At 69.6% G+C, this 23273-nt stretch carries 14 protein-coding genes; 9 read left to right on the top strand and 5 right to left on the bottom strand.

Annotated features, from left to right (window positions below; genetic code table 11):
- Positions 1 to 118: 118 nt before the first annotated feature.
- From HHL10_RS13920 to scpC, 5 genes are all read right to left on the bottom strand, one after another.
- Positions 119 to 685 carry a hypothetical protein gene (locus HHL10_RS13920; protein WP_169160970.1) on the bottom strand — a complete coding sequence of 189 codons (567 nt, stop codon included), beginning with the start codon at positions 683 to 685 and terminating at the stop codon, positions 119 to 121.
- Positions 686 to 747: 62 nt separating this feature from the next.
- Positions 748 to 1215: a hypothetical protein gene (locus HHL10_RS13915; RefSeq protein ID WP_169160969.1), complete on the bottom strand. Its 468-nt coding sequence runs from the start codon at positions 1213 to 1215 to the stop codon at positions 748 to 750.
- A gap of 296 nt (positions 1216 to 1511) precedes the next feature.
- Positions 1512 to 1796 carry a hypothetical protein gene (locus HHL10_RS13910; RefSeq protein WP_169160968.1) on the bottom strand — a complete coding sequence of 95 codons (285 nt, stop codon included), beginning with the start codon at positions 1794 to 1796 and terminating at the stop codon, positions 1512 to 1514.
- Between the two features lie 84 nt (positions 1797 to 1880).
- Positions 1881 to 2831: a bestrophin family protein gene (locus tag HHL10_RS13905; RefSeq protein ID WP_169160967.1), complete on the bottom strand. Its 951-nt coding sequence runs from the start codon at positions 2829 to 2831 to the stop codon at positions 1881 to 1883.
- A gap of 121 nt (positions 2832 to 2952) precedes the next feature.
- The gene (gene scpC / locus HHL10_RS13900) at positions 2953 to 4488 is read right to left on the bottom strand and encodes a succinyl-CoA:acetate CoA-transferase ScpC (RefSeq protein ID WP_169160966.1); all 1536 of its coding nucleotides are present in this window, start codon (positions 4486 to 4488) and stop codon (positions 2953 to 2955) included.
- Positions 4489 to 4617: 129 nt separating this feature from the next.
- Here scpC and HHL10_RS13895 point away from each other — a divergent pair, with 129 nt between their 5' ends.
- The 9 genes from HHL10_RS13895 (at position 4618) to HHL10_RS13855 (ending at position 23223) form a co-directional block, all read left to right on the top strand.
- The gene (locus HHL10_RS13895) at positions 4618 to 5580 is read left to right on the top strand and encodes a LysR substrate-binding domain-containing protein (RefSeq protein ID WP_169160965.1); all 963 of its coding nucleotides are present in this window, start codon (positions 4618 to 4620) and stop codon (positions 5578 to 5580) included.
- 274 nt (positions 5581 to 5854) lie between these two features.
- Entirely contained in the window at positions 5855 to 7759 is a 1905-nt protein-coding gene (gene glgB / locus HHL10_RS13890; RefSeq protein WP_169160964.1) for a 1,4-alpha-glucan branching protein GlgB, read from the top strand.
- A gap of 262 nt (positions 7760 to 8021) precedes the next feature.
- A complete protein-coding gene (locus HHL10_RS13885; protein WP_169160963.1) occupies positions 8022 to 10115 on the top strand; it encodes an alpha-1,4-glucan--maltose-1-phosphate maltosyltransferase in 2094 nt (697 codons plus the stop codon).
- Between the two features lie 7 nt (positions 10116 to 10122).
- Positions 10123 to 13455, top strand: coding sequence for a maltose alpha-D-glucosyltransferase (gene treS, locus HHL10_RS13880; protein ID WP_169160962.1), 3333 nt, complete (start codon positions 10123 to 10125; stop codon positions 13453 to 13455).
- Positions 13456 to 13536: 81 nt separating this feature from the next.
- Positions 13537 to 19845, top strand: coding sequence for a HAMP domain-containing protein (locus HHL10_RS13875; RefSeq protein ID WP_169160961.1), 6309 nt, complete (start codon positions 13537 to 13539; stop codon positions 19843 to 19845).
- On the top strand, positions 19836 to 22076 hold the full coding sequence (locus HHL10_RS13870; protein ID WP_169160960.1) for a response regulator: 2241 nt from the start codon (positions 19836 to 19838) through the stop codon (positions 22074 to 22076). Before HHL10_RS13875 ends, HHL10_RS13870 begins: the two co-directional genes overlap by 10 nt.
- Positions 22077 to 22140: 64 nt before the next feature.
- Positions 22141 to 22533 (top strand): hypothetical protein, encoded by a 393-nt coding sequence (locus HHL10_RS13865; protein WP_169160959.1) that lies wholly within the window; start codon positions 22141 to 22143, stop codon positions 22531 to 22533.
- A gap of 160 nt (positions 22534 to 22693) precedes the next feature.
- Entirely contained in the window at positions 22694 to 22954 is a 261-nt protein-coding gene (locus tag HHL10_RS13860; RefSeq protein WP_169160958.1) for a DUF5985 family protein, read from the top strand.
- Positions 22951 to 23223 carry a DUF5985 family protein gene (locus tag HHL10_RS13855; protein WP_235971445.1) on the top strand — a complete coding sequence of 91 codons (273 nt, stop codon included), beginning with the start codon at positions 22951 to 22953 and terminating at the stop codon, positions 23221 to 23223. The genes HHL10_RS13860 and HHL10_RS13855 overlap by 4 nt, the downstream gene beginning before the upstream one ends.
- The last annotated feature ends 50 nt before the right edge of the window (positions 23224 to 23273 follow it).

The raw sequence follows: 23273 nt of genomic DNA, 5'->3' as shown, positions 1-23273 counted from the left end.
TATCCCGGCCGGCCCATTCATCGAGCTTCAGCGCCGGCCATGCCAGCGGACCTGCTTATCCTTCGATACTTCGGGATAAGCGGATCAGAATGGTCGAAAGCCTCATGGCGCCCTGTTCTTACTCCAGCGTCGGACTGGGCAAATTCATGGCATCCCATCCGTAGAGACGCACGCATTTCCTGGAAATGCAGCGAAGCGCTGTCGGCAGGCCCCATGTCGTACATGCGCACATCGAGTTATCGGGGGGCTGAACCGCAACGGCCTGACGGGCCAGATCGTTGTATTGATCAGCCGCCACACTGGCCGCCAGGGCGGTGGACGAAACCAGTGAATAGTCGATTTCCTGCGCCTTGGACATCGGGCCGATATAGGTGGGCTCGAGAATCAAGGTCCCGCACTGGTTGTCGGTTTCGCAAGGACCGTCCACCGCCAGGGCCTCGACTTCCTTGCGCTTGGCTTCGGCCGCGTCCACCAGCCTGTCGTACAGGCTCGGCACGGGGGCGCCGGCCACCGGGCTGGACGCCGTGGCGGACGGCGCGGAAGCACTGACGGCCGGGCTGGAGGCGCTGGAAGCCGGCGTGCCGCCGGTGCTGGCTCCCGCCACCACCGGGCTGTCCGAACCGCCACCGCCGCAGGCGGCGAGCAGTGACAGCGTCAGCATGCCCAGGAACAGACGCAATTTCATGGAACTCCCTCCCTTATTTTTTTGATATTTGAATACCCTGGCAGGCCGATATATGAGCCGATTCACCGGCCTTTCTTGGCGGTTTCGGTGGGCCAGAAGCCCTGCTCCGAACGCACGCATTTGCTGGCCACGCATTGCACCGCCCAGAGCTGGCCTGAAGGATTGCACGAGGACGTTGCCGTGCTGGCGGGCAGCATGGCACGGGCCTGTTGCGCCAGGCGGTTGTAGTCGGCGGCGGCGGTTCGGGCCGCGCCGGCCGTGGCCGATACCAGGGAATATTCCTTGTGCGAAATGCCGGTGCACTGGCCCAGGCCCTCGAAATTCAGCACCGCGCATTGGTCAGCCGTCTTGCAGGGCCCGTTCACGGCGAGCTTTTCTGCCTCCCTGCGCTTGGCTCCGGCGGTTTCAAGCAGGCTTTCATATTCGCCCACGACCTGGTCCGCCGCCCGGGCATCGCCCAAAGCGAGCAGACCCGTGGCGGCCAAATACAGCGACAGCGAAGCCCACGCGGCCGGAATGCGGAAATTCATGATCCCCTCCCCCATCAAACCTGGATCTGGTGTCATGGCCGGCCCAGCCTGCCGGCCGCGACGATGCCGGCGTGTCCTCCCCCGGCATCGAACTTCCCGGCTGCTGCCGGGCCCTGCGCGTGATGCTTGTCACACGTTGACACCATCATCCTCAAGCCCGGGGGCTTGGGCAAGCGCAGCGTGCGTGTGTCGGCATCGAGCCAACAGGCGGCGCGGCGCCGGGGCGCAGCCACCCGCAGGGAAGCGGGCGGCCGGCGGCGGGAAAGGAATGGAAAAGGGAACGGGGACGGGAACGCTCAGTCGCCCTGGTCGCTGCCCACGGCGCCGCGCACTTCGTCAACGCCGGGGCGGCGCAGCGGCTCGCGCCCGCCGGGGCCGCTGGAGTCGCGCCCGCCGACCGTGCCGGCCCCGGTGTCGCGGCTGCCGCCGCCCAGCACCGGGCCGTCGCCGTCGGTGCGCACCTCGGGCGAGACGGCGTCGGGCGTCACCGGATTGAGCTGGCCCACCTCGTCAGAGCCGGCCGGGTGGCGTTCGGGCACGCCGGCGTCGCCGCTGGAATCGTTGGGGTTGGCAGTGGCCATGGCAGTCCGTCCTTTCAATGCGTTGTCGATGAAAGGATCGGCAAGGCCGGTGCCCGAGGCCGGACGCCGCGGCGGCGTCCGGCCTCAGCGCAGCAGGAACTGGTCGTCGGGCTGCAGCAGCGGCGGCGGCGTCTCGCCCAGCAGCTCGCGCAGGCTGGACTCGATGCCCACCACCATGGCGTCCAGCGCCAGGTCGTTGGGCTGCATGCCGAAGGGCTCCTCGATCTCGTCGCTGAGCGACTCCAGCGCGAAGAAGGTGTAGGAGACGAAGCCCACCACCAGCGGCGTCATCCAGCCGATGGAATCGACCAGCCCGAAGGGCAGCAGCATGCAGTAGCAGTAGGCACTGCGGTGCAGGATCACCGAGTAGGTGAAGGGCAGCGGCGTGTTGGCGATGCGCTCGCAGCCGCCCAGCAGGCCCATGAGCCGGTCCAGCGATTCCTCCATCACCCGCGCCAGCTCCGGCGGCAGCCGGCCCTGCGTGCGCCAAGCCTGCATGCGCTGCCCCAGCCACAGCCCCACGCCCTGCGGCGCATGGCGCAGCCCGGGCAGGCGCTGCAGCAGCTCGGGCGCCAGCAGCCCGGACAGGCCGGCATCGGCCGGCTGCGCGCGCAGCTGGTTGCGCATCGAGGCGGCAAAGCCCGCCAGCGCCAGCACGAACTCGCGCACGTCCGCGCCGATGGCCGGCGCGGACGTGCCGGCCGGCGCCGGCGAAGCCGGGCCGAGCAGCGTGAGCGCCTGGCGCGCGAGGTTGCGCGTCTCGATCAGCACCCCGCCCCAGAGCTTGCGCGCCTCCCAGTAGCGGTCGTAGCTGGCGTTGATGCGAAAGCCCAGGAAGATGGCCAGCGCCACGCCCATGAGCGAGAAGGGCGCGGCCGTGAGCGTGACCTTCCACTTGAAGAGCGTGCCGTGCGCCACCACGACGGCGCAGGACAGCGCGAAGACCAGGAACAGCTGCCCGGCGATGCGCGGCATCAGCGAGCCGCGGCGGGCAAACAGCAATCCGACCCAGCTCGGACGCGGGCGGACGATCATGCGGGGCTCATTTCTTGTTGTTCAGGGGCGAGGCCGAAGGGACACGGGTGTCCCGCATGCCGGCAGGCCCCATGCCGGCACCGTGGAGGAGCAGCGAATCTACCGGGCAGCCCGGCGCCGCTCAGGCCGTCCGCGTCTTCGGATCGCCCATGCGCCCGCCGGCCTGGACCTGCAGGTGCCAGTCGAAGGCCTCGCGCAGCAGGTGCGGCGTGTGGCGGCCGGAGCCGCCCTCCAGCGCGCGGCGCACGTAGTCGCGCAGCAGCGGCTTGAAGTCGGGATGCGCGCAGTTCTCGATGACGGCGTGCGAGCGCTGCTTGGGCGAGAGCCCGCGCAGGTCGGCCAGGCCCTGCTCGGTGACGAGCACCTGCACGTCGTGCTCGGTGTGGTCCACGTGCGAGGCCATGGGCACGATGCAGGAGATGGCGCCGTTCTTGGCCGTGGAGGGTGTCATGAAGATGGACAGCCAGGCGTTGCGCGCGAAGTCGCCCGAGCCGCCGATGCCGTTCATGATCCGCGTGCCCAGCACGTGCGTGGAATTGACGTTGCCGTAGATGTCGGCCTCGATCATCCCGTTCATGGCGATCACGCCCAGGCGGCGCACCAGCTCGGGATGGTTCGAGATCTCCTGCGGGCGCAGCACGATGCGGCTGCGGTAGAAGTCCAGGTCCCGCTGGAACTCCTTGAGCGCATCGGAACTCAGCGACAGCGCGGTGGCCGAGGCCGAGCGCAGCTTGCCCGAGCGCAGCAGCGCCAGCATGCCGTCCTGCAGCACCTCGGTGTAGGCGGTGAGGTTCTCGAAGGGCGCGTCCTGCAGCCCGGCCATCACGGCGTTGGCGATGTTGCCCACGCCCGACTGCAGCGGCAGCAGCTCGCGCGGCAGCCGGCCCTTCTTCACCTCGTGCTGCAGGAAATCGATGATGTGCCCGGCGATGCGGCGCGAGGCCTCGTCCGGCGGGGTGAAGCGGGTGTCGCGGTCCGGGCCGTGGGTCTCGACCACGGCCACGACCTTGTCCAGGTCGCAGCGGAAGTAGGGCTCGCCGATGCGGTCGTCGGGGCGCGTCAGCGGGATGGGCTGGCGCTGCGGCGGCAGGTTGGTGCCGTAGTAGATGTCGTGCATGCCCTCCAGGCCCGGATGCAGCGCGCCGTTGACCTCCAGGATGATGCGGTCGGCCTGGTCCAGCCAGGTCTTGTTGTTGCCGATGGAGGCGGCCGGGATGAGGCGCCCGTCCTCCAGGATGCCCGCCACCTCCACCACCGCGACGTCGAGGTGGCCCAGGAAGCCCGACCACACGAACTGCGCCACGTGCGAGAGGTGGATGTCCAGGTACTCCATGCGCCCGGCGTTGATGCGCTCGCGGCACACCGGATCGGACTGGTAGGGCAGGCGCAGCTCAATGCCGTCCACCTGCGCCAGCGCGGCGTCAAGCTCGGGCGCGGTCGAGGCGCCGGTCCACACCCCCACCTTGAAGCGCTCGCCGCAGCGGTGCGCATGCTCGATCTGGCGCGCCAGCGCCGAGGGCACGGCCTTGGGATGGCCGGAGCCGGTGAAGCCGCTCATGCCCACGTTGTCGCCGGGCCGGATCAGGGCCGCCGCCTCGGCGGCGGACATCAGGCGCTGGCGGAGGATCGGGTTCAGGACGCGGCTGGACTCGCTCATGGTTGATGCGTGCTCGTGACGGCTGGGAGTGGCTGAGGAAGCGCGGGATGCGCTTGGTGTGACTGTAGGTAACGCCCTGCACGGCCACAAACGAGCTTTTGTGAGGCAACGATTAAGTAACACTTACGCATGGCTTCACCCATCCGCCTTCCGCCCCTGCACCTGCTGCGCACCTTCGAGGTTGCGGCCCGACACCTGAGCTTCACCAAGGCGGCGCAGGAGCTGCACGTGACGCCGGCGGCGGTGAGCCAGCAGATCAAGGCGCTGGAGGAGGCGCTGGGCGTGGCGCTGTTCCAGCGCCTGACGCGGGCGCTGCGCCTGAGCGATGCCGGCGCGGCGCTGCTGCCGGGCGTGAGCGAGGCTTTCGGTTGCCTGGCCGCCGCGGTGGAGCGGGTGCGCGCGCCGGTGGCCGCCACGCTGGAGCTGGCCGCGCCGCCCTCCTTCGCCAGCCATTGGCTGGTGCCGCGCCTGGACGATTTTTGTGAACGCCACCCGGGCATCGCGCTGCGGCTGTCCAGCAGCCCGGACGCGGTGGACCGGCGCGGCGAGGCCGCCGCGCTGGAGGCGCTGCGCGCGCATGCGGATGACGCGGCGGCGCATGGAGCCATCCTCTACGGCAGCGGCGACTATCCCGGCTGGCGCGTGGACACCCTATTCACGCCGCATTTCCTGCCGGTGTGCGCCCCGGCGTTGGCGGCCTCGCTGCGCGAACCGTCGGACCTGTGCCGGGCCACGCTGATCCACGACGAGACCCTGGCCGGCGTCGGCGGGCCCTTGGGCTTTGGCTGGCCGCAATGGCTGCAGGCCGCCGGCGTGCGCGGCCCGGCCGGCGCCCGCCAGCGGCGCTTCTCCAACGCCGTGCTGGCGATCGAGGCGGCGCTGGCGGGCCAGGGCGTCACGCTGGTGGCGCGCGAGCTGGTGGCGCCGCAACTGGCCGCCGGCAAGCTGGTGGCGCCCTTCGCGCTGTCCATTCCCTCGCCCTTCGCCTACCGGCTGGTCACGGCCGAGCGCAGCGCGGCCCGACCAGCGGTGGCGGCGCTGCGGGAGTGGCTGCTGGCGCAGGCGCGGGAGGGGCAGGCTGATAAAGCCTGATTTCCGGGAGATCCGCGAGCCGCTTCCCGAGCGCCACGCGTCATCGGCGGGCCATTCCTTTCCCGCGCCCGACATGAGCATTTAGTAACGCCTTCGCTTCGGCGCAGGCACGCGCATTGCGGCAAGGCGGCGCCAAAACCCGCGCACCTTCTGACCGCCATGCCGCCTTTCCACCCCAAAGACCCTTCTTCCCGCGGTGCCGGCCGCTGCACGCTGCCGCCGCGCCTTTCGACCGGAACGATTGGCCGCAAAAAAGGGCCGGGAGCGTGGCGCCATGTGGGGTGAGCAGGACCGCTACCTCTTCCGCGAGGGCACGCACGCCCGGCTGTACCAGCACCTGGGCGCGCACATGGACGCGCAGGGCGTGGTGCACTTCGCGGTGTGGGCGCCCAACGCGCAGCGCGTGAGCGTCATCGGCGACTGGAACGGCTGGAACCCGGAGGCCGACCCGATGACGCAGCACGACGACAGCGGCGTGTGGCAGGTGTCCATCGGCATCGCGCACCTGGGCCAGCGCTACAAGTACCGCATCCTCGGCCGCGACGGCCACGTGGTGGACAAGGCTGATCCGATGGCGCTGCAGACGGAGCTGCCGCCGGACACCTCCTCGCGCATTGCCCGGCTGGAGTACCAGTGGCGCGACCAGGCCTGGATGCGGGAGCGCGGCCGGCGCAACGCGCTCAATGCGCCGATTGCCGTCTACGAGGTGCACGCCGGCTCCTGGCGCCGCCCCGACGGCGTGCCCATGGGCTGGCGCGAGCTGGCCCGCGCGCTGGGCGAGTACGTGCAGCAGCTCGGCTTCACGCATGTGGAGCTGATGCCCGTCACGGAACACCCCTTCTATGGATCGTGGGGCTACCAGACCACGGGCTACTTCGCGCCCACGGCGCGCTATGGCTCGCCGCAGGACTTCATGTACTTCGTGGACCACCTGCACGAGCTGGGCATCGGCGTGATCCTGGACTGGGTGCCCTCGCACTTCCCCACCGATGCGCACGGCCTGCAGTTCTTCGACGGCACGCACCTGTACGAGCATGCCGACCCGCGCCAGGGCTTCCACCCGGAGTGGAACTCCAGCATCTTCAACTACGGCCGCGGCGAGGTTTCGAGCTTCCTGATCAGCTCGGCCCTGTTCTGGCTGGACCGCTACCACATCGACGCGCTGCGCGTGGACGCCGTGGCCTCGATGCTGTACCTGGACTACGCGCGCCGCGACGGCGAGTGGATTCCCAATCAATACGGCGGCCACGAGAACCTGGAGGCCATCGCCTTCCTGCGCCGGCTCAACGAGGCGGTGTACCGCGAGTTCCCCGACACGCAGACCATTGCCGAGGAATCCACCGCCTGGCCCATGGTGTCGCGCCCGACCGCCATGGGCGGCCTGGGCTTCGGCATGAAGTGGAACATGGGCTGGATGCACGACACCCTGGCCTTCATGCAGGAAGACCCGGTGCACCGGCGCTACCACCTGGGCAAGCTCAGTTTTTCGCTGGTCTACGCCTTCAGCGAGAACTTCGTGCTGCCGCTCTCGCATGACGAGGTCGTGTATGGCAAGGGCTCGCTGATCCGCAAGATGCCCGGCGACGACTGGCAGCGCTTCGCCAACCTGCGCACGCTGCTGGCCTGGATGTGGACGCACCCGGGCAAGAAGCTGCTGTTCATGGGCGGCGAGTTCGGCCAGTGGCGCGAGTGGACGCACGAGGGCGAGCTGGACTGGGGCCTGACCCAGCAACCGCTGCATGCCGGCGTGCAGCGCCTGGTGGCCGACCTCAACCGGCTGCTGCGCACCGAGCCCGCGCTGCACGAGCTCGATTTCGGCTGGGAAGGCTTCCAGTGGCTGGAGGCGCAGGACGCCGAGCGCACGCTGCTGGCCTTCCTGCGCCGCCCGGCCACCCGCGGCGCCAAGCCGCTGCTGGTGGCCTGCAACTTCACGCCCGTGCCGCGCGAGAACGTGCTGCTGGGCGTGCCCGCGCGCGGCACCTGGCGCGAATTGCTCAACACCGACGCGGAGGTCTACGGCGGCTCGGGCTGGGGCAACCTGGGACGCATCGAGTCCCGGCCCCTGCCCGCGCATGGGCTGCTGCATTCGATCCGCGTCGTGCTGCCGCCGCTGGCGGTCATCGTCCTGCAGCACGAGAGTTATGGCCAAAACACCATCGACGCCCCTCCACAATCCTGAAGCCGACACCAAGCCGGCGCGCAAGCGCGCGGCGCCGCGCAAGACCGCGGCCAGCCTGGCCGCGGCACCGCTGTCCGCGGGCGAGCTGAGCGCGCCCGCGCCGGCCAAGAAGACGCGGGCACGCAAGACACCGGCAACGACGGCAACGTCTCCAAGCGCACCAGCCTCCGTTCGGGCTGAGCCCTCCGACCAGGCTCAGGACAGGCCCCTCGAAGCCCCCGGGCCAGCGCCGGCCCTTCGACAGGCCCAGGGCAAACGGGTGATGGACGGGTCGGCGGAGGCAACGGCACCGGGCGAGGCCCTGCTGCCTCCGGCCGAGGCCGGCGTGGCCTCGGTGCCGCCGCCGCTGGACGGGCGCGTGCGCGTGATCATCGACGCCGTGGTGCCGCAGGTGGACGGCGGGCGCTTCGCCGGCAAGTGCATCGCCGGCGAGCCCACCACGATCACGGCGCATGCCTTCACCGACGGCCATGACCGGCTGCGCGTGCGGCTGCACTGGTGCGCCGACGGCGACACGACCGCGGTGCACCAGGTCGAGATGACGCAGGGCCACAACGACGAGTGGCACGCGCAGGTGTGCTTCCCGACGCCGGGACGCTATGTCTTCAGCGTCACGGCCTGGGTCGATGGGCTGCGCTCCTGGCGCCACGATTTCAACCGCCGCGTGGACGAGGCCGACATCCGCATCGCCGCCAAGGTCGGCGCCGAGCTGATCGAGGGCGCCGCCGCGCGCGCCGAAGGCGGCGAGGCCTCCACCACCGGCGACGCGCAGGCGCTGCGCAGCTGGGCCGGGCAACTGCGCCAGGAGGCCGACAGCGCCGACCCCGAAGCGCTCAGGGAGCTGGCGCTGGACGAGCGGCTCAACGCCCTGGCCGACGAGTACCCGGACAAGCGGTTCGTGGCGGAGTTTCCCGAGCGGCCGCTGTTCGCCGACCGGCTCAGGGCGCGTTTCTCGACCTGGTACGAGCTCTTTCCGCGCTCGGCCTCGGACGAGCCCGGTCGCCACGGCAGCTTCAGGGACGTGCGCAAGCGCCTGCCCTACGTGGCCTCGATGGGTTTCGACGTGCTGTATTTCCCGCCCATCCACCCCATCGGTCGCGAGAAGCGCAAGGGCCCCAACAACACGCTGGAGGCCGGGCCGGAGGACGTGGGCAGCCCCTGGGCCATCGGCGCGGCGGAGGGCGGCCACAAGAGCATCCACCCTCAGCTCGGCACCGAACAGGACTTTGCCGAGCTGGTGCAGGCCGCGAAACAGCTGGGCATCGAGATCGCGCTGGACATCGCGCTGCAGTGCGCGCCGGACCATCCCTACGTCAAGGAGCACCCGCAGTGGTTCCGCTGGCGTCCGGACGGCACGGTGCAGTACGCCGAGAACCCGCCCAAGAAGTACCAGGACATCTATCCCTTCAACTTCGAGACCGAGGACTGGCGCGCGCTGTGGCAGGAGCTCAAGAGCATCTTCGACTTCTGGATAGCCCGCGGCGTGACCATCTTCCGCGTGGACAACCCGCACACCAAGAGCTTCGCGTTCTGGGAGTGGTGCATCGCCGAGATCACGCGCGAGCACCCGGAAGTGATCTTCCTGGCCGAGGCCTTCACGCGCCCGAAGGTCATGCACCGGCTGGCCAAGCTGGGCTACAGCCAGTCCTACACCTACTTCACCTGGCGCAACACCAAGAGCGAGCTCATCGAGTACTTCACCGAGCTCGCGCACGGGCCGGGCTACCACTACTTCCGGCCCAACGTCTGGCCCAACACGCCCGACATCCTCAACGAGCAGCTGCACCATGCGCCGCGCTCGGTGTTCATGCAGCGCCTGGTGCTGGCCGCGACGCTGTGCTCCAGCTACGGCATCTACGGCCCGGCCTACGAGCTGCTGGAGAACCGCCCGGTCAAGCCCGGCAGCGAGGAGTACCTGGACTCCGAGAAGTACCAGCTGCGCCACTGGGACCTGGAACGCGAGGACTCGCTGCAGTGGTTCATCGGGCTGGTCAACCGCATCCGGCGCGAGAACGCGGCGCTGCACGACAACCGCTCTCTGCTGTTCCTGCCCATCGACAACGAGCACCTGCTGGCCTACGCCAAGCGCACGCCCGACGGGCGCAACACCGTGCTCACCGTGGTCAACCTGGACCCGCACAACGTGCAGGCGGGCATCGTGGACGTGAACCTGCAGGCGCTGGGCATCGAGCCCGACACCGACTACACCGTGCACGACCTGCTGAGCCAGCAGCGCTTCACCTGGCGCAACGGGCGCAACTTCGTGCAGCTCGATCCCAACCACACCCCGGCGCACATCTTCATCGTGCGCCCGCAGCGCCGCAGCGAGCGCGACTTCTTCACCTTCGAGGGTTGAACCCCACATGGACGCACGCCGTCTCTCCACCACTCCCGAGCTCCTTGCGCAGGAGGCCCCCGTCGGAGACGAGGCCCTCTGGTACAAGGACGCGGTCATCTATCAGCTCAACGTCAAGGCCTTCTTCGACTCCAACGACGATGGCGTGGGCGACTTCAACGGCGTCACGGCGCGGCTGGACTACGTCAAGGACCTGGGCGTCAACACCATCTGGCTGATGCCGTTCTACCCCTCGCCGCTGCGCGACGATGGTTACGACATCGCCGAGTACAAGGCCATCCACCCGTCCTACGGCACCATCGACGATTTCAAGCGCATGCTCGACGCGGCGCACGAGCGGGGCCTGCGCGTGATCACGGAGCTGGTGATCAACCACACCTCGGACCAGCACCCCTGGTTCCAGCGCGCGCGCCGCGCGCCGCCGGGCTCGGCCGAGCGCGACTTCTACGTCTGGAGCGACACCAACCAGAAGTACCAGGGCACGCGCATCATCTTCACCGACACCGAGGTCTCGAACTGGACCTGGGACCCGGTGGCCAATGCGTACTTCTGGCACCGCTTCTTCAGCCACCAGCCGGACCTGAACTTCGACAACCCGCAGGTGATGGAGGCGGTGCTCGACGTCATGCGCTTCTGGCTGGACATGGGCGTGGACGGCTTCCGGCTCGACGCCATTCCGTACCTGGTCGAGCGCGAGGGCACCAACAACGAGAACCTGCCCGAGACGCACGACATCATCAAGCGGCTGCGCGCGGCGCTGGACGCCGAGTACGGCGGGCGCTTCCTGCTGGCCGAGGCCAACCAGTGGCCCGAGGACGTGCGCGAATACTTCGGCGACGGCGACGAGTGCCATGCCTGCTACCACTTCCCGCTGATGCCGCGCATGTACATGGCCATCGCGCAGGAGGACCGCTTCCCGGTGGTGGAGATCATGGGCCAGACGCCGGAGATCCCGACCAACTGCCAGTGGGTCATTTTCCTGCGCAACCATGACGAGCTCACGCTGGAGATGGTGACCAGCCGCGAGCGCGACTACATGTACAGCACCTACGCCGCGGACAAGCAGGCGCGCATCAACCTGGGCATCCGCCGCCGCCTGGCGACGCTGCTGGACAACGACATCGACCGCCTCCAGCTGATGAACAGCCTGCTGTTCTCCATGCCGGGCAGCCCCATCGTGTACTACGGCGACGAGCTGGGCATGGGCGACAACGTCTACATCGGCGACCGCAACGGCGTGCGCACGCCCATGCAGTGGAGCCCGGACCGCAACGCCGGCTTCAGCCGCGCCGACCCGCAGCGGCTGTACCTGCCGCCGATCATGGACGCGATCTACGGCTACCAGGCCGTCAACGTCGAGTCGCAGCAGCGCGACCCGTCCTCGCTGCTGCACTGGATGCGCCGGCTGCTGGCGGTGCGCCAGTCCACCCACGCCTTCGGCCGCGGCTCGCTGCGCTTCCTCAAGCCCGGCAACCGCAAGGTGCTGGCCTACCTGCGCGAGTACGACGACGACGTGATCCTGTGCGTGGCCAACCTCGCGCGCACGGCGCAGCCGGTGGAGCTGGACCTCTCGGCCTTCAGGGGCCGCGTGCCGGTGGAGATGATGGGCCGCACCACCTTCCCGCCCGTGGGCGAGCTGCCCTACTTGCTGACCCTGGCCGCGCACGGCTTCTACTGGTTCCGGCTGAGTGCGGACGTGGAGGCCCCGGCGTGGCACACCGAGCTGCTGCCCGCCGAGGAGCTGCCGGTGCTGGTGCTGTCGGCCGGCTGGCAGAGCCTGTTTCCCGAGCAGGTGTCGCCGTGGCGCGCGGCGCTGGCCACGCGCACGCGCAACCAGTTCGAAACCGAGCTGCTGCCGCGCTTCATCGAGGGCCAGCGCTGGTACGCCAGCAAGGGCGAGCACATCGCGCGCGCCGTGCTGCTGGACCACTGGCTGTGGCAGCGCGAGGACGAGTCCTGGATGATCCCGCTGCTGGAGCTGCAGGGGCTGTCGGAGCCGGCGCACTACTTCGTGCCGCTGTCGCTGTCCTATGAGGAGCGCGACGAGGAGCGCACCCGGCTGCTGGCCGTCAACGCCGTGGCGCGCATCCGCCAGCAGGCGCAGGTGGGCGTGCTGGGCGACGCCTTCGGCGACGAGCGCTTCGTGCGCTCGGTGCTGGCCACCATGGCCGAGGACACGACGCTGCCCACCCACAAGGGCCGCATGACCTTCCTGGGCAGCTCGCTGCTCAAGGCCTTTGCCGACACCGGCGAGCTGCCCACGCTGCCCATCGGGCGGCCGCAGGCGCAGAGCAGCAACACCATCGTGCAGATCGGCGAGCACCTGCTGCTCAAGGGCATCCGCCGCCTGCGCCCCGGGCACAACCCGGAGCTGGAGGTCACGCGCTTCCTCACCGAGGTGGCGCACTTCCCGCACTGCGCGCCGCTGGCCGGCTCGCTGGAGTACGTCAGCGAGGACGGCACGCCGGTGACGCTGGCGGTGCTGCAGGGCTTCGTCGCCAACCAGGGCGACGGCTGGGCGCTGGGCACCGAGTACCTGCGCCGCCACATGGAGATGCGGCAGGCCGAGCCGGAGTCGCCGGACGAGCACGCCGCGTTCGAGCAGCGGGTGCAGACGCTGGGCCGGCGCACGGCCGAGCTGCACCAGGCCTTCGCGCTGCGCACGGGCAACATCGCCTTCGACCCCGAGCCGCTGAGCGAGGACGACCTGCGCACGGACCTGGAGCGCGTGCGCGAGGACCTGGGCCGGACCATGGCCCAGCTGCAGGAGCGGCTGCCGCAGCTGCCCGCCGCGGCCCAGCCGCTGGCGCGCTCGCTGCTGCGGCACCAGGAAGGCCTGCAGCGCCATCTGGCATCGCCGGCGGTGCCGCCGCTGGCGCTCAAGAGCCGGCATCATGGCGACTACCACCTCGGCCAGGTCCTGGTGACGAAGAACGACTTCGTCATCATCGACTTCGAGGGCGAGCCCGGCCGCAGCCTGGCCGAGCGCCGCGCCAAGCGCTCGCCGCTGCGCGACGTGGCCGGCATGCTGCGCTCCTTCGACTACGCGGCGCTGTCGGCGTTGCGCACGGCCGCCACCACCGATGCCGAGCACCAGGCGATGGCGCCGATGGCGCGGCGCTGGCAGGAGCTCTCGCGAGAGAACTTCCTCAAGGGCTACGACGAGGTGGCACGCTCGGCGGAGCTGGTGGAAACCGCCGGACCCGGCCGGGCGCTGCTGGCGCTGTACGAGCTGGAGAAGGCGCTCTACGAATTACGCTATGAGCTGGATAACCGGCCGGCGTGGGTTCACATCCCGCTGCAGGGCCTGCTGGATCTGGCGGGGGTGACGACCCAGTAGGCGCTGCACCCGCTCCAGGAATACCCAGCCCCGGCGCGTATCAGCGCGCCGGGGCTGCTGTGCTGAAGGGAAGGATGAACGATGAAGATCGCCGACGACCCCAACCTGCTGCGGGCGGACGAGCTTTCGGCGCTGCTGGTGGCACTGACCGAGCTGCGCGACGGCAACGCGCAGGCGCGGCTGCCGCTGGACTGGACCGGCGTGGCGGGCCGCGTGGCCGACGTGTTCAACGAGGTGGTGGAGCAGAACGCCCACATGGCGCGCGAGCTGGCGCGGCTGCGCCAGGTGGTGGGCAAGGAAGGCCGGCTGCGCCAGCGCGCCAACGTGCGCGCCTCGCGCGGCTTCTGGGCCGACTCGGTGGAATGCATCAATGCGCTCATCGACGACCTGGTGCACCCCACCTCCGAGGTGGCGCGCGTCATCGGCGCGGTGGCGCAGGGCGATCTCTCGAAGAGCATGGCCCTGGAGGTGGACGGCCGGCCGCTGGAAGGCGAGTTCCTGCGCGCGGCCAAGACCATCAACACCATGGTGGAGCAGCTCAGCGACTTCTCGGCCGAGGTCACGCGCGTGGCGCGCGAGGTCGGCACCGAGGGCAAGCTCGGCGGCCAGGCCACGGTCAAGGGCGTGGCCGGCACCTGGAAGGACCTGACCGACTCGGTCAACTCCATGGCCTCCAACCTCACCAGCCAGGTGCGCAACATCGCCGACGTGACCACCGCCGTGGCGCAAGGCGACCTGTCCAAGAAGATCGAGGTGGACGTCAAGGGGGAGTTCCTGACGCTGAAGAACACCATCAACACCATGGTGGACCAGCTGCGCTCCTTCGCCTCCGAAGTGACGCGCGTGGCGCGCGAGGTCGGCACCGAGGGCATCCTGGGCGGCCAGGCGCGGGTGGAAGGCGTCTCCGGCACCTGGAAGGACCTCACCGACTCGGTGAACTCCATGGCCGGCAACCTGACCAGCCAGGTGCGCAACATCGCCGACGTGACCAAGGCCGTGGCCGCGGGCGACCTGTCCAAGAAGATCACGGTGGACGTCAAGGGCGAGATCCAGGAGCTCAAGAACACCGTCAACACCATGGTGGACCAGCTGCGCTCCTTCGCCGCGGAAGTGACGCGCGTGGCGCGCGAGGTGGGCACCGAGGGCAAGCTCGGCGGCCAGGCCGACGTGCAGGGCGTGGCCGGCACCTGGAAGGATTTGACCGAGTCGGTGAACTTCATGGCCGGCAACCTGACCAGCCAGGTGCGCAACATCGCCGACGTGACCAAGGCCGTGGCCGCGGGCGACCTGTCCAAGAAGATCACGGTGGACGTCAAGGGCGAGATCCTGGAGCTGAAGAACACCGTCAACACCATGGTGGACCAGCTCTCCTCCTTCGCCGCGGAGGTGACACGCGTGGCGCGCGAGGTCGGCACCGAGGGCCGCCTGGGCGGCCAGGCCGAGGTGCGCGGGGTGTCGGGCACCTGGAAGGACCTGACCGACTCGGTGAACTCGATGGCCGGCAACCTGACCTCGCAGGTGCGCAACATCGCCGACGTGACCAAGGCCGTGGCCGCGGGTGACCTGTCCAAGAAGATCACCGTCGATGTGAAAGGCGAGATCCTGGAGCTCAAGGCCACCATCAACACCATGGTGGACCAGCTGCGCTCCTTCGCCGCCGAGGTGACGCGCGTGGCGCGCGAGGTGGGCACCGAAGGCAAGCTCGGCGGCCAGGCCGACGTGCAGGGCGTGGCCGGCACCTGGAAGGACCTCACCGAGTCGGTCAACTCCATGGCCGGCAACTTGACCTCGCAGGTGCGCAACATCGCCGACGTGACCAAGGCCGTGGCCGCCGGGGACCTGTCCAAGAAGATCACGGTGGACGTCAAGGGCGAGATCCTGGAGCTGAAGAACACCATCAACACCATGGTGGACCAGCTCCGTTCCTTCGCCGCCGAAGTGACGCGCGTGGCGCGCGAGGTGGGCACCGAAGGCCGCCTGGGCGGCCAGGCCGACGTGCAGGGCGTGGCCGGCACCTGGAAGGACCTCACCGAGTCGGTCAACTCCATGGCCGGCAACCTGACCAGCCAGGTGCGCAACATCGCCGAAGTGACCAAGGCGGTGGCCGCCGGGGACCTGTCCAAGAAGATCACGGTGGACGTCAAGGGCGAGATCCTGGACCTCAAGGCCACCATCAACACCATGGTGGACCAGCTCTCCTCCTTCGCCGCGGAAGTGACGCGCGTGGCGCGCGAGGTGGGCACTGAAGGAAAACTCGGCGGCCAAGCCGAGGTGCAGGGCGTGGCCGGCACCTGGAAGGATTTGACCGAGTCGGTCAACTTCATGGCCGGCAACCTCACCTCGCAGGTGCGCAACATCGCCGACGTGACCAAGGCCGTGGCCGCCGGCGACCTGTCCAAGAAGATCACCGTCGATGTGAAAGGCGAGATCCTGGAGCTGAAGAACACCGTCAACACCATGGTGGACCAGCTGCGCTCCTTCGCCGCGGAAGTGACGCGCGTGGCGCGCGAGGTGGGCACCGAAGGCAAGCTCGGCGGCCAGGCCGACGTGCAGGGCGTGGCCGGCACCTGGAAGGACCTCACCGAGTCGGTCAACTTCATGGCCGGCAACCTCACCTCGCAGGTGCGCAACATCGCCGAGGTGACTACGGCGGTTGCGGCCGGTGACCTGTCCAAGAAGATCACCGTGGACGTGAAAGGCGAGATCCTGGAGCTGAAGAACACCATCAACACCATGGTGGACCAGCTGCGTTCCTTCGCCGCGGAAGTGACGCGCGTGGCGCGCGAGGTCGGCACCGAGGGCCGCCTGGGCGGCCAGGCCGACGTGCAGGGCGTGGCCGGCACCTGGAAGGACCTCACCGAATCCGTGAACTCGATGGCGGCCAACCTCACGGTGCAGCTGCGCGACGTGTCCAAGGTCTCGGCCGCCATCGCCGGCGGCGATCTGACGCAGAAGATCACCGTGGACGTGCGCGGCGAGATCCTGCAGATCAAGAACGTGATCAACACCATGGTCGATCAGCTCTCGTCCTTCGCGGCCGAGGTCACGCGCGTGGCGCGCGAGGTTGGCACCGAGGGGCGGCTGGGCGGCCAGGCGCAAGTGAAAGGCGTGTCGGGCGTGTGGAAGGACCTCACCGACAACGTCAACTTCATGGCCGGCAACCTGACCTCGCAGGTGCGCGGCATCGCCAAGGTGGTGACGGCGGTGGCCAACGGCGACCTCAAGCAGCAGCTCACCGTGGAGGCCAAGGGCGAGATCGCGGCCCTGGCCGACACCATCAACTCCATGACCGACACCCTGGCGACCTTCGCCGACCAGGTGACGACCGTGGCGCGCGAGGTGGGCGTGGAAGGCAAGCTGGGCAACCAGGCCAAGGTGCCGGGCGCCTCGGGCACCTGGAAGGGCCTGACGGAGAACGTCAACCAGCTCGCGGCGAACCTGACCACGCAGGTGCGCGCGATTGCCGAGGTGGCGACGGCGGTGACCAAGGGCGACCTCACGCGCTCCATCACGGTGGAGGCGCAGGGCGAGGTGGCGGCGCTCAAGGACACCATCAACGAGATGATCCGCAACCTCAAGGACACCACGCAGAAGAACACCGAGCAGGACTGGCTCAAGACCAACCTGGCCAAGTTCTCGCGCATGCTGCAGGGCCAGCGCGACCTGGTGACGGTGGGCCAGATGATCCTGTCGGAGCTGGCCTCGGTGGTGGGCGCGCAGCAGGCCGAGTTCTACGTGCTCAGCGGCAACTCCGAGACGGCGCGGCTGAAGCTGCTGGCCAGCTACGCCTCCAGCGGCCAGGGCATGCACGGCAAGGAGATCGAGCTGGGCCAGGGCCTGGTCGGCCAGTGCGCGCTGGACAAGCAGAAGGTGCTGCTGACCAACGTGCCCTCGGTGTCCTTCCGCATCGCCACGGGGCTGTCGGAGACGGCGGCCATGGACGTGCTGGTGCTGCCCATCATCTTCGAGGAACGCGTGCGCGGCGTGATCGAGATGGCCTCGCTGCAGCGCTTCAACCCGGTGCACGAGGGCTTCCTGGAGCAGCTCACCGAGTCCATCGGCATCGTGATCAACACCATCGAGGCCAACACCCGCACCGAGGACCTGCTCAAGCAGTCGCAGTCGCTGGCGCACGAGCTGCAGCAGACCAACCAGGAGCTGCAGGAAAAGGCCAAGCTGCTGGCGCACCAGAACCAGGAGGTGGAGCGCAAGAACCGCGAGGTGGAGCAGGCACGCCAGGCGCTGGAGGAGAAGGCCGAGCAGCTGGCGCTGACCTCCAAGTACAAGTCGGAGTTCCTGGCCAACATGTCGCACGAGCTGCGCACGCCGCTGAACTCGCTGCTGATCCTGTCGGACCAGCTGTGCAAGAACAACGAGGGCAACCTCACGGGGCGCCAGGTCGAGTACGCCAAGACCATCCATTCCTCGGGCAACGACCTGCTGATGCTCATCAACGACATCCTGGACCTGTCCAAGATCGAGTCGGGCACGGTGGCGGTGGACCTTTCGGAGCTGCGCCTGGACGAGCTGCAGCGCTCGGTGGAGCGCGGCTTCCGCCACTTCGCGGACTCCAAGCACCTGGGCTTCGGCGTGGAGATCGACGAGCGCGCACCCAAGGCCATGCTCACCGACGTGAAGCGGCTGCAGCAGATCATCAAGAACCTGCTGTCCAACGCCTTCAAGTTCACGCACCAGGGCCATGTGCAGCTGCGCATCGGCCTGGCGCCCGAGGGCTGGGTGCCGGAGAACGAGGAGCTGCGCCGCGCCGGCGGGCCGGTGATCATGTTCGCCGTGTCGGACACCGGCATCGGCATCCCGACCGAGAAGCAGCAGATCATCTTCGAGGCCTTCCAGCAGGCCGACGGCTCGACCTCGCGCAAGTACGGCGGCACCGGCCTGGGCCTGGCCATCAGCCGCGAGCTCTCGCGGCTGCTCGGCGGCGAGCTGCGCCTGGTGAGCACGCCGGGTGAAGGTTCCACCTTCACGCTGTACCTGCCCCAGAGTTTCAACATGCCGCGCAGCCAGCGTGCCGCGCATCGCCCCCCGGAAGCGCCGGCGCCGCAGGCGGTGCCGCCCAAGCGGGCGGCGCAGGGTCCGGCCTGGGACGTCGGGCCGGTGCTGCCCACGGCCGTGGCCACCACGACCGAGGTCAGCCATCCCATGCCGCCGGGCGGCGAGCCCGACACCTTCGAGAACGTGGCCGATGACGACCGCCACCACGTCATCGGCGGCGACTGCGTGCTGCTGATCGTGGAGAACGACCTGGGCTTCGCCAAGGTGATGCTGGAGTCGGCGCGCCAGGCCGGCTTCAAGGCGCTGGTGTGCACCACCGGCGCCAGCGCCCTGGCCATGGCCTGCGAGTACCGGCCCTCGCTGGTGACGCTGGACATCCACCTGCCCGACATGCACGGCTGGCGCCTGTTCGACCGCCTGCAGGCCGACGCGCGCACGCGCCACCTGCCCATCTGCGTGATCTCCACCGACGATGCGCGCGAGCGCGCGCTGGAGGCCGGCGCGGTGCGCTTCATCGGCAAGCCGCTGCGCTCGCGCGACCTGCTCGACGAGGCCATGGCCGGGCTGCACCAGCTGGCGCAGCGCCCCGCGCGGCGGCTGCTGGCGGCGCTGCCCGAGGGCGAGGCCCGGCGCGCCCTGGCCGAGGGGCTCACGCAGGGCGTGGAGCTGCTGTGGGCGGACGATGCCGCGGCGTTGCGATCGCAACTCCACGACGCGGATGCGCTGGTGGTGGACGCCACCCTGCCCGGCTTCGCGCCCGAGCATGTGCGCGAAGCGATGGAGTTGCATCCGCTGGGGCTGCAAGTGCCGGTGGTGCTGTGGCGCGGCGGCGCGGGCGGGGACGGCATCTGGCAGCGCCAGCACGGCGGCTTCTGCCTGCGCCAGGCCGACAGCCCCGAGGAGCTGCTGGGCCAGGCCTCGCTGGCGCTGCACCGCAACGCGGCGGAGATGTCCGAGGCCGAGGCCCGGGCCGTGGAGGCCGTCGCCGGCGAGCGCCGCTCGCTGCGCGGGCGCAAGGCGCTGATCGTCGATGACGACATGCGCAACATCTTCGCCCTGGCCACGGTGCTGGACGACCATGGCATGGAGATCGTTTCCGCCGACAACGGCCGCGAAGCCATCCGCATGGTCGAGAGCGACCCTGGCATCGACATCGTGCTGATGGACATCATGATGCCGGAGATGGACGGCCTGACCACCATGCAGCACATCCGCCAGCTCCCGCGCGGGCGCGAGCTGCCCATGGTGGCCGTGACGGCCAAGGCCATGAAGGGCGACCGGCAGAAGTGCATCGAGGCCGGCGCCTGGGACTACCTGTCCAAGCCCGTGGACCCGGCCCACCTGCTCAGCGTGCTCAAGGGGTGGCTATGCCATTGACGCCCTCGCCCTTGCCCGCGCCCCGGCCGGGCCCGTCGCCGGCCGAGGCGCCGCCGGGCGACGAGGAGGCCCTGACCAGCAGCATCCTCATCGTCGATGACCTGCCGGAGAAGCACCTGGTGTTCCGCGCGGTGCTGGAGGACCTGGGCCAGGAGCTGGTCTCGGCCTACTCCGGCGCCGAGGCGCTGCGCGAGGTGCTGCGGCGCGAGTTCGCGGTGATCCTGCTGGACGTGAACATGCCCGACATGGACGGGCTGGAGACGGCGCGGCTGATCCGCCAGTACAAGCGCGCCGCGCACACGCCCATCATCTTCATCACCGCCTACGCCGACGAGATGCAGACGCACCGCGGCTACGAGCTGGGCGCGGTGGACTACATCATGTCGCCGGTGGTGCCGCAGATCCTGCGCTCGAAGGTGCAGGTGTTCGTGGACCTGCACGTGATGCAGCGCCGCGTGCGGCGCCAGGCCGACCAGCGCGTGGCGCTGGCCGCGGCCGAGGCCGCGCGCCGGGCGGCCGAGCATGCCACCTGGCGCTCCAACTTCCTGTCGCTGGTCAGCGGCGTGCTCAGCGCCTCGCTGGACGCGGAAGTGGGCATGCGCGGGCTGCTGGAGCTGCTGGTGCCCACGCTCAGTCCCTGCGCCGCGCTGCTGCTGCAGACCTCGGCCGAGCCGCCGCAGCGGCTGCTGGTGTGCCGCGGCGACACCAAGGGCGAGCCCATCACCTTCGCCGAGCCCCTGCTGGAGGAGATGGCGCCGGCGGTGCGCGCGGCCTTCGCGCGCGCGCTGGGCAGCGGCGAGCCGCAGACCCTGGGCATCGACCCCTGCGAGGCCATCGAGGAAGGCCGCGACGCGCAGCCGAGCGGGCTGCCCGAGGGCGCCGTCCTGCCGCTGGTGCACGGGCAGCGCGTGCTGGGCGCGCTGTACGTGGCGGCGCAGCCGGACCGCGAGCTGCTGCGCTCGCTGTGCGAGCGCGCGGCGCTGGCCTTCGAGAACGCGCGGCTGTACCGCTCGCTGCAGACCGAGATCGAGGAGCGGCGCCATGCCCAGGAGCAGCTCACGGCGCTGAACCGGCGCAAGGACGAGTTCCTGGCCATGCTCTCGCACGAGCTGCGCAACCCGCTGGCGCCGATCCGCAACGCGGTGGAGGTGATCCGCCGCATCGCCCCCGCCGGGCAGCCGCGGCTGGCCTGGGCCACCGACGTGATGGACCGCCAGGTGCGGCACATGACGGCGCTGGTGGAGGAGCTGCTGGACGTGGCGCGCATCAGCCAGGGCAAGATCAGCCTGCAGCTCCAGACCATCGACCTGCTGACGGTGGTGGCCCATGGCATCGAGACGGCCCGGCCCATGCTCGACAGCCGGCGCCACCGGCTGCAGACGCAGCTGCCCGCCGCCCCGGTGTGGCTGCGCGGCGACTTCGCGCGGCTGTCGCAGGTGGTGGCCAACCTGCTCAACAACGCCGCCAAGTACACGCCCGAGGGCGGGCACATCGAGGTGGCGCTGCGCGTGCAGCAGGGGCAGGCCGTGGTCAGCGTGCGCGACGACGGCATCGGCATCGAGGCCTCGCTGCTGCCCAACGTCTTCGAGCTGTTCGAGCAGGGCCGGCGCTCGCTGGACCGCAGCCAGGGCGGGCTGGGCGTGGGGCTGACGCTGGTGCAGCGCCTGGTGCAGCTGCACCACGGCACGGTGGAAGCCCACAGCGCTGGCGCGGGCCAGGGCTCGGAATTCGTCGTGCGGCTGCCCTGCCTGATGGAAGTGGGCGCACCCGCACCGCAGGCCCAGCCCGACGAGGCCCAGGCCGCGGTGGCGGCGGTGTGCCGCGTGCTGGTGGTGGACGACAACATCGACGCGGCCGACACGGTGGCGCTGTTCCTGCGCATGGAAGGCCACAGCGTGGAGACCGCGCACAACGGCTTGGAGGCGGTGGAGCGCGCCAAGGCCTTCGCGCCCGACGTGGTGCTGCTGGACATCGGGCTGCCGGGCATGGACGGCTTCGAGGTGGCGCGGCGGCTGCGCGCGCTGCCGGCCACGCAGCGCTCGCTGGTGATTGCGCTCACCGGCTACGGGCACAAGACGGACCAGCAGCTCTCGCGCCAGGCGGGCTTCGACCACCACCTGGTCAAGCCGGCCGACATCGCGGCGCTGGCGGGCCTGATCGCGCAGTGGCTGGCCAGCCGCGCCGCGTCGGGCGAGACGGCCGGGCGGCCGGGGAGCGCGGGCGCACGGTGAAGGCACGGGCTCTGGAAAAAGGCCGGGGTTGGCCCGGCAGGAAGGGACCGAGGGAGATGCAGGCGTGAGCCCGCCACTGCCGTTGCCGGACGACCTGCGCCGCTTCATCCTGACCAGCGTGCCGTCGGTGCCCTTCCTGGAGGCGCTGCTGCTGTTTCATGCGCAGCCCGAGCGCGCGCTGACGGTGGACGAGGTGGCGCGTGCGCTGTACGTGCCGGAAGCCACGGCCGCCGGCATCGTGCAGGCGTTGCAGGATGTGCACCTGGTGGCCCCGGACCCTGCCGACGCGCAGCGCCTGCTCTACCGCCCGGAGGACGAGACGCTGGCCGCCCTGGTGGACCGGCTGGCTGCCGCCTACCGTGCCGACCTGATCGGCATCACCAAGCTGATCCACGATCGCGTGCAGAAAAACGCCACGCGCTTCGCCGACGCTTTCCGGCTGCGAAAGGGAGGTTGATTCAAGTTCTTGCTTTGCCCGAGAAACGACCCGTTCGCCCTGAGGTATCGAAGGGCGAATCCGTGAGGCTGCGATGGCAGCCGCACAGCGAGGGCCGTTCATCCTTCGATACCTCAGGACGAACGGAACTGCTTCATTCAACAACGAGAAGTGGAATGTGATGGCCCAGATCACCTACACGCTCTGCGCGCTCACCGCCCTGCTGTGCGCTGGGCTGCTGCTGCGCGCCTACGCGCGCACGCGCTTCAGGCTGCTGCTGTGGAGCGGGTTGTGCTTCGTCGGGCTCACGCTCAACAACCTGCTGCTGGTGCTGGACCGGCTGGTGTTCCCCGACGTGGACCTGGGCCTGGCGCGGCTGCTGGTTGCGCTGGCCTCGGTGCTGCTGCTGGTGGTGGGAATGATCCTGGAGCACGACGCATGAGGAGCGGCGCGCTGGAGCCGATGCTGCTGGGCGCCATCGCCTGCGCCTCCTTCATCGCGGCGCTGCTGTTCTGGCGCTACTGGCACAGCAGCCGCGACCGCTTCTTCCTGCTGCTGGGCGCCTCCTTCGGCATCGAGGGCCTCAACCGCGTGCACATGGCGCTGAGCCCGGCCACCGACGAAACCGAGCCCGTTGCGTACCTGGTGCGGCTGCTGGCCTACGGGCTGATCCTGCTGGCGATCTGGGACAAGAACCGGCACGGCGGCTGAGCCGCGTCCCGGCCCGGGGCCTTGGGCAGGCCACCCGATTGCCCCAGGAA

Origin of the sequence: Azohydromonas caseinilytica, assembly GCF_012927045.1 — a bacterium.
GTDB classification, from domain to species: Bacteria; Pseudomonadota; Gammaproteobacteria; order Burkholderiales; family Burkholderiaceae_C; genus Azohydromonas; species Azohydromonas caseinilytica.
This window is presented reverse-complemented; position numbering and strand designations above follow the sequence as displayed.

What these genes read in the sequence shown, in the direction of transcription:
- glgB (WP_169160964.1), top strand. Translation starts at nt 5,855, where the DNA reads ATGTGGGGTGAGCAGGACCGCTACCTCTTCCGCGAGGGCACGCACGCC.
- HHL10_RS13860 (WP_169160958.1), top strand. Translation starts at nt 22,694, where the DNA reads ATGGCCCAGATCACCTACACGCTCTGCGCGCTCACCGCCCTGCTGTGC.
- HHL10_RS13905 (WP_169160967.1), bottom strand. Translation starts at nt 2,831, where the DNA reads ATGATCGTCCGCCCGCGTCCGAGCTGGGTCGGATTGCTGTTTGCCCGC.
- HHL10_RS13855 (WP_235971445.1), top strand. Translation starts at nt 22,951, where the DNA reads ATGAGGAGCGGCGCGCTGGAGCCGATGCTGCTGGGCGCCATCGCCTGC.
- treS (WP_169160962.1), top strand. Translation starts at nt 10,123, where the DNA reads ATGGACGCACGCCGTCTCTCCACCACTCCCGAGCTCCTTGCGCAGGAG.
- HHL10_RS13910 (WP_169160968.1), bottom strand. Translation starts at nt 1,796, where the DNA reads ATGGCCACTGCCAACCCCAACGATTCCAGCGGCGACGCCGGCGTGCCC.
- scpC (WP_169160966.1), bottom strand. Translation starts at nt 4,488, where the DNA reads ATGAGCGAGTCCAGCCGCGTCCTGAACCCGATCCTCCGCCAGCGCCTG.
- HHL10_RS13875 (WP_169160961.1), top strand. Translation starts at nt 13,537, where the DNA reads ATGAAGATCGCCGACGACCCCAACCTGCTGCGGGCGGACGAGCTTTCG.
- HHL10_RS13915 (WP_169160969.1), bottom strand. Translation starts at nt 1,215, where the DNA reads ATGAATTTCCGCATTCCGGCCGCGTGGGCTTCGCTGTCGCTGTATTTG.
- HHL10_RS13870 (WP_169160960.1), top strand. Translation starts at nt 19,836, where the DNA reads ATGCCATTGACGCCCTCGCCCTTGCCCGCGCCCCGGCCGGGCCCGTCG.
- HHL10_RS13920 (WP_169160970.1), bottom strand. Translation starts at nt 685, where the DNA reads ATGAAATTGCGTCTGTTCCTGGGCATGCTGACGCTGTCACTGCTCGCC.
- HHL10_RS13885 (WP_169160963.1), top strand. Translation starts at nt 8,022, where the DNA reads ATGGACGGGTCGGCGGAGGCAACGGCACCGGGCGAGGCCCTGCTGCCT.
- HHL10_RS13895 (WP_169160965.1), top strand. Translation starts at nt 4,618, where the DNA reads ATGGCTTCACCCATCCGCCTTCCGCCCCTGCACCTGCTGCGCACCTTC.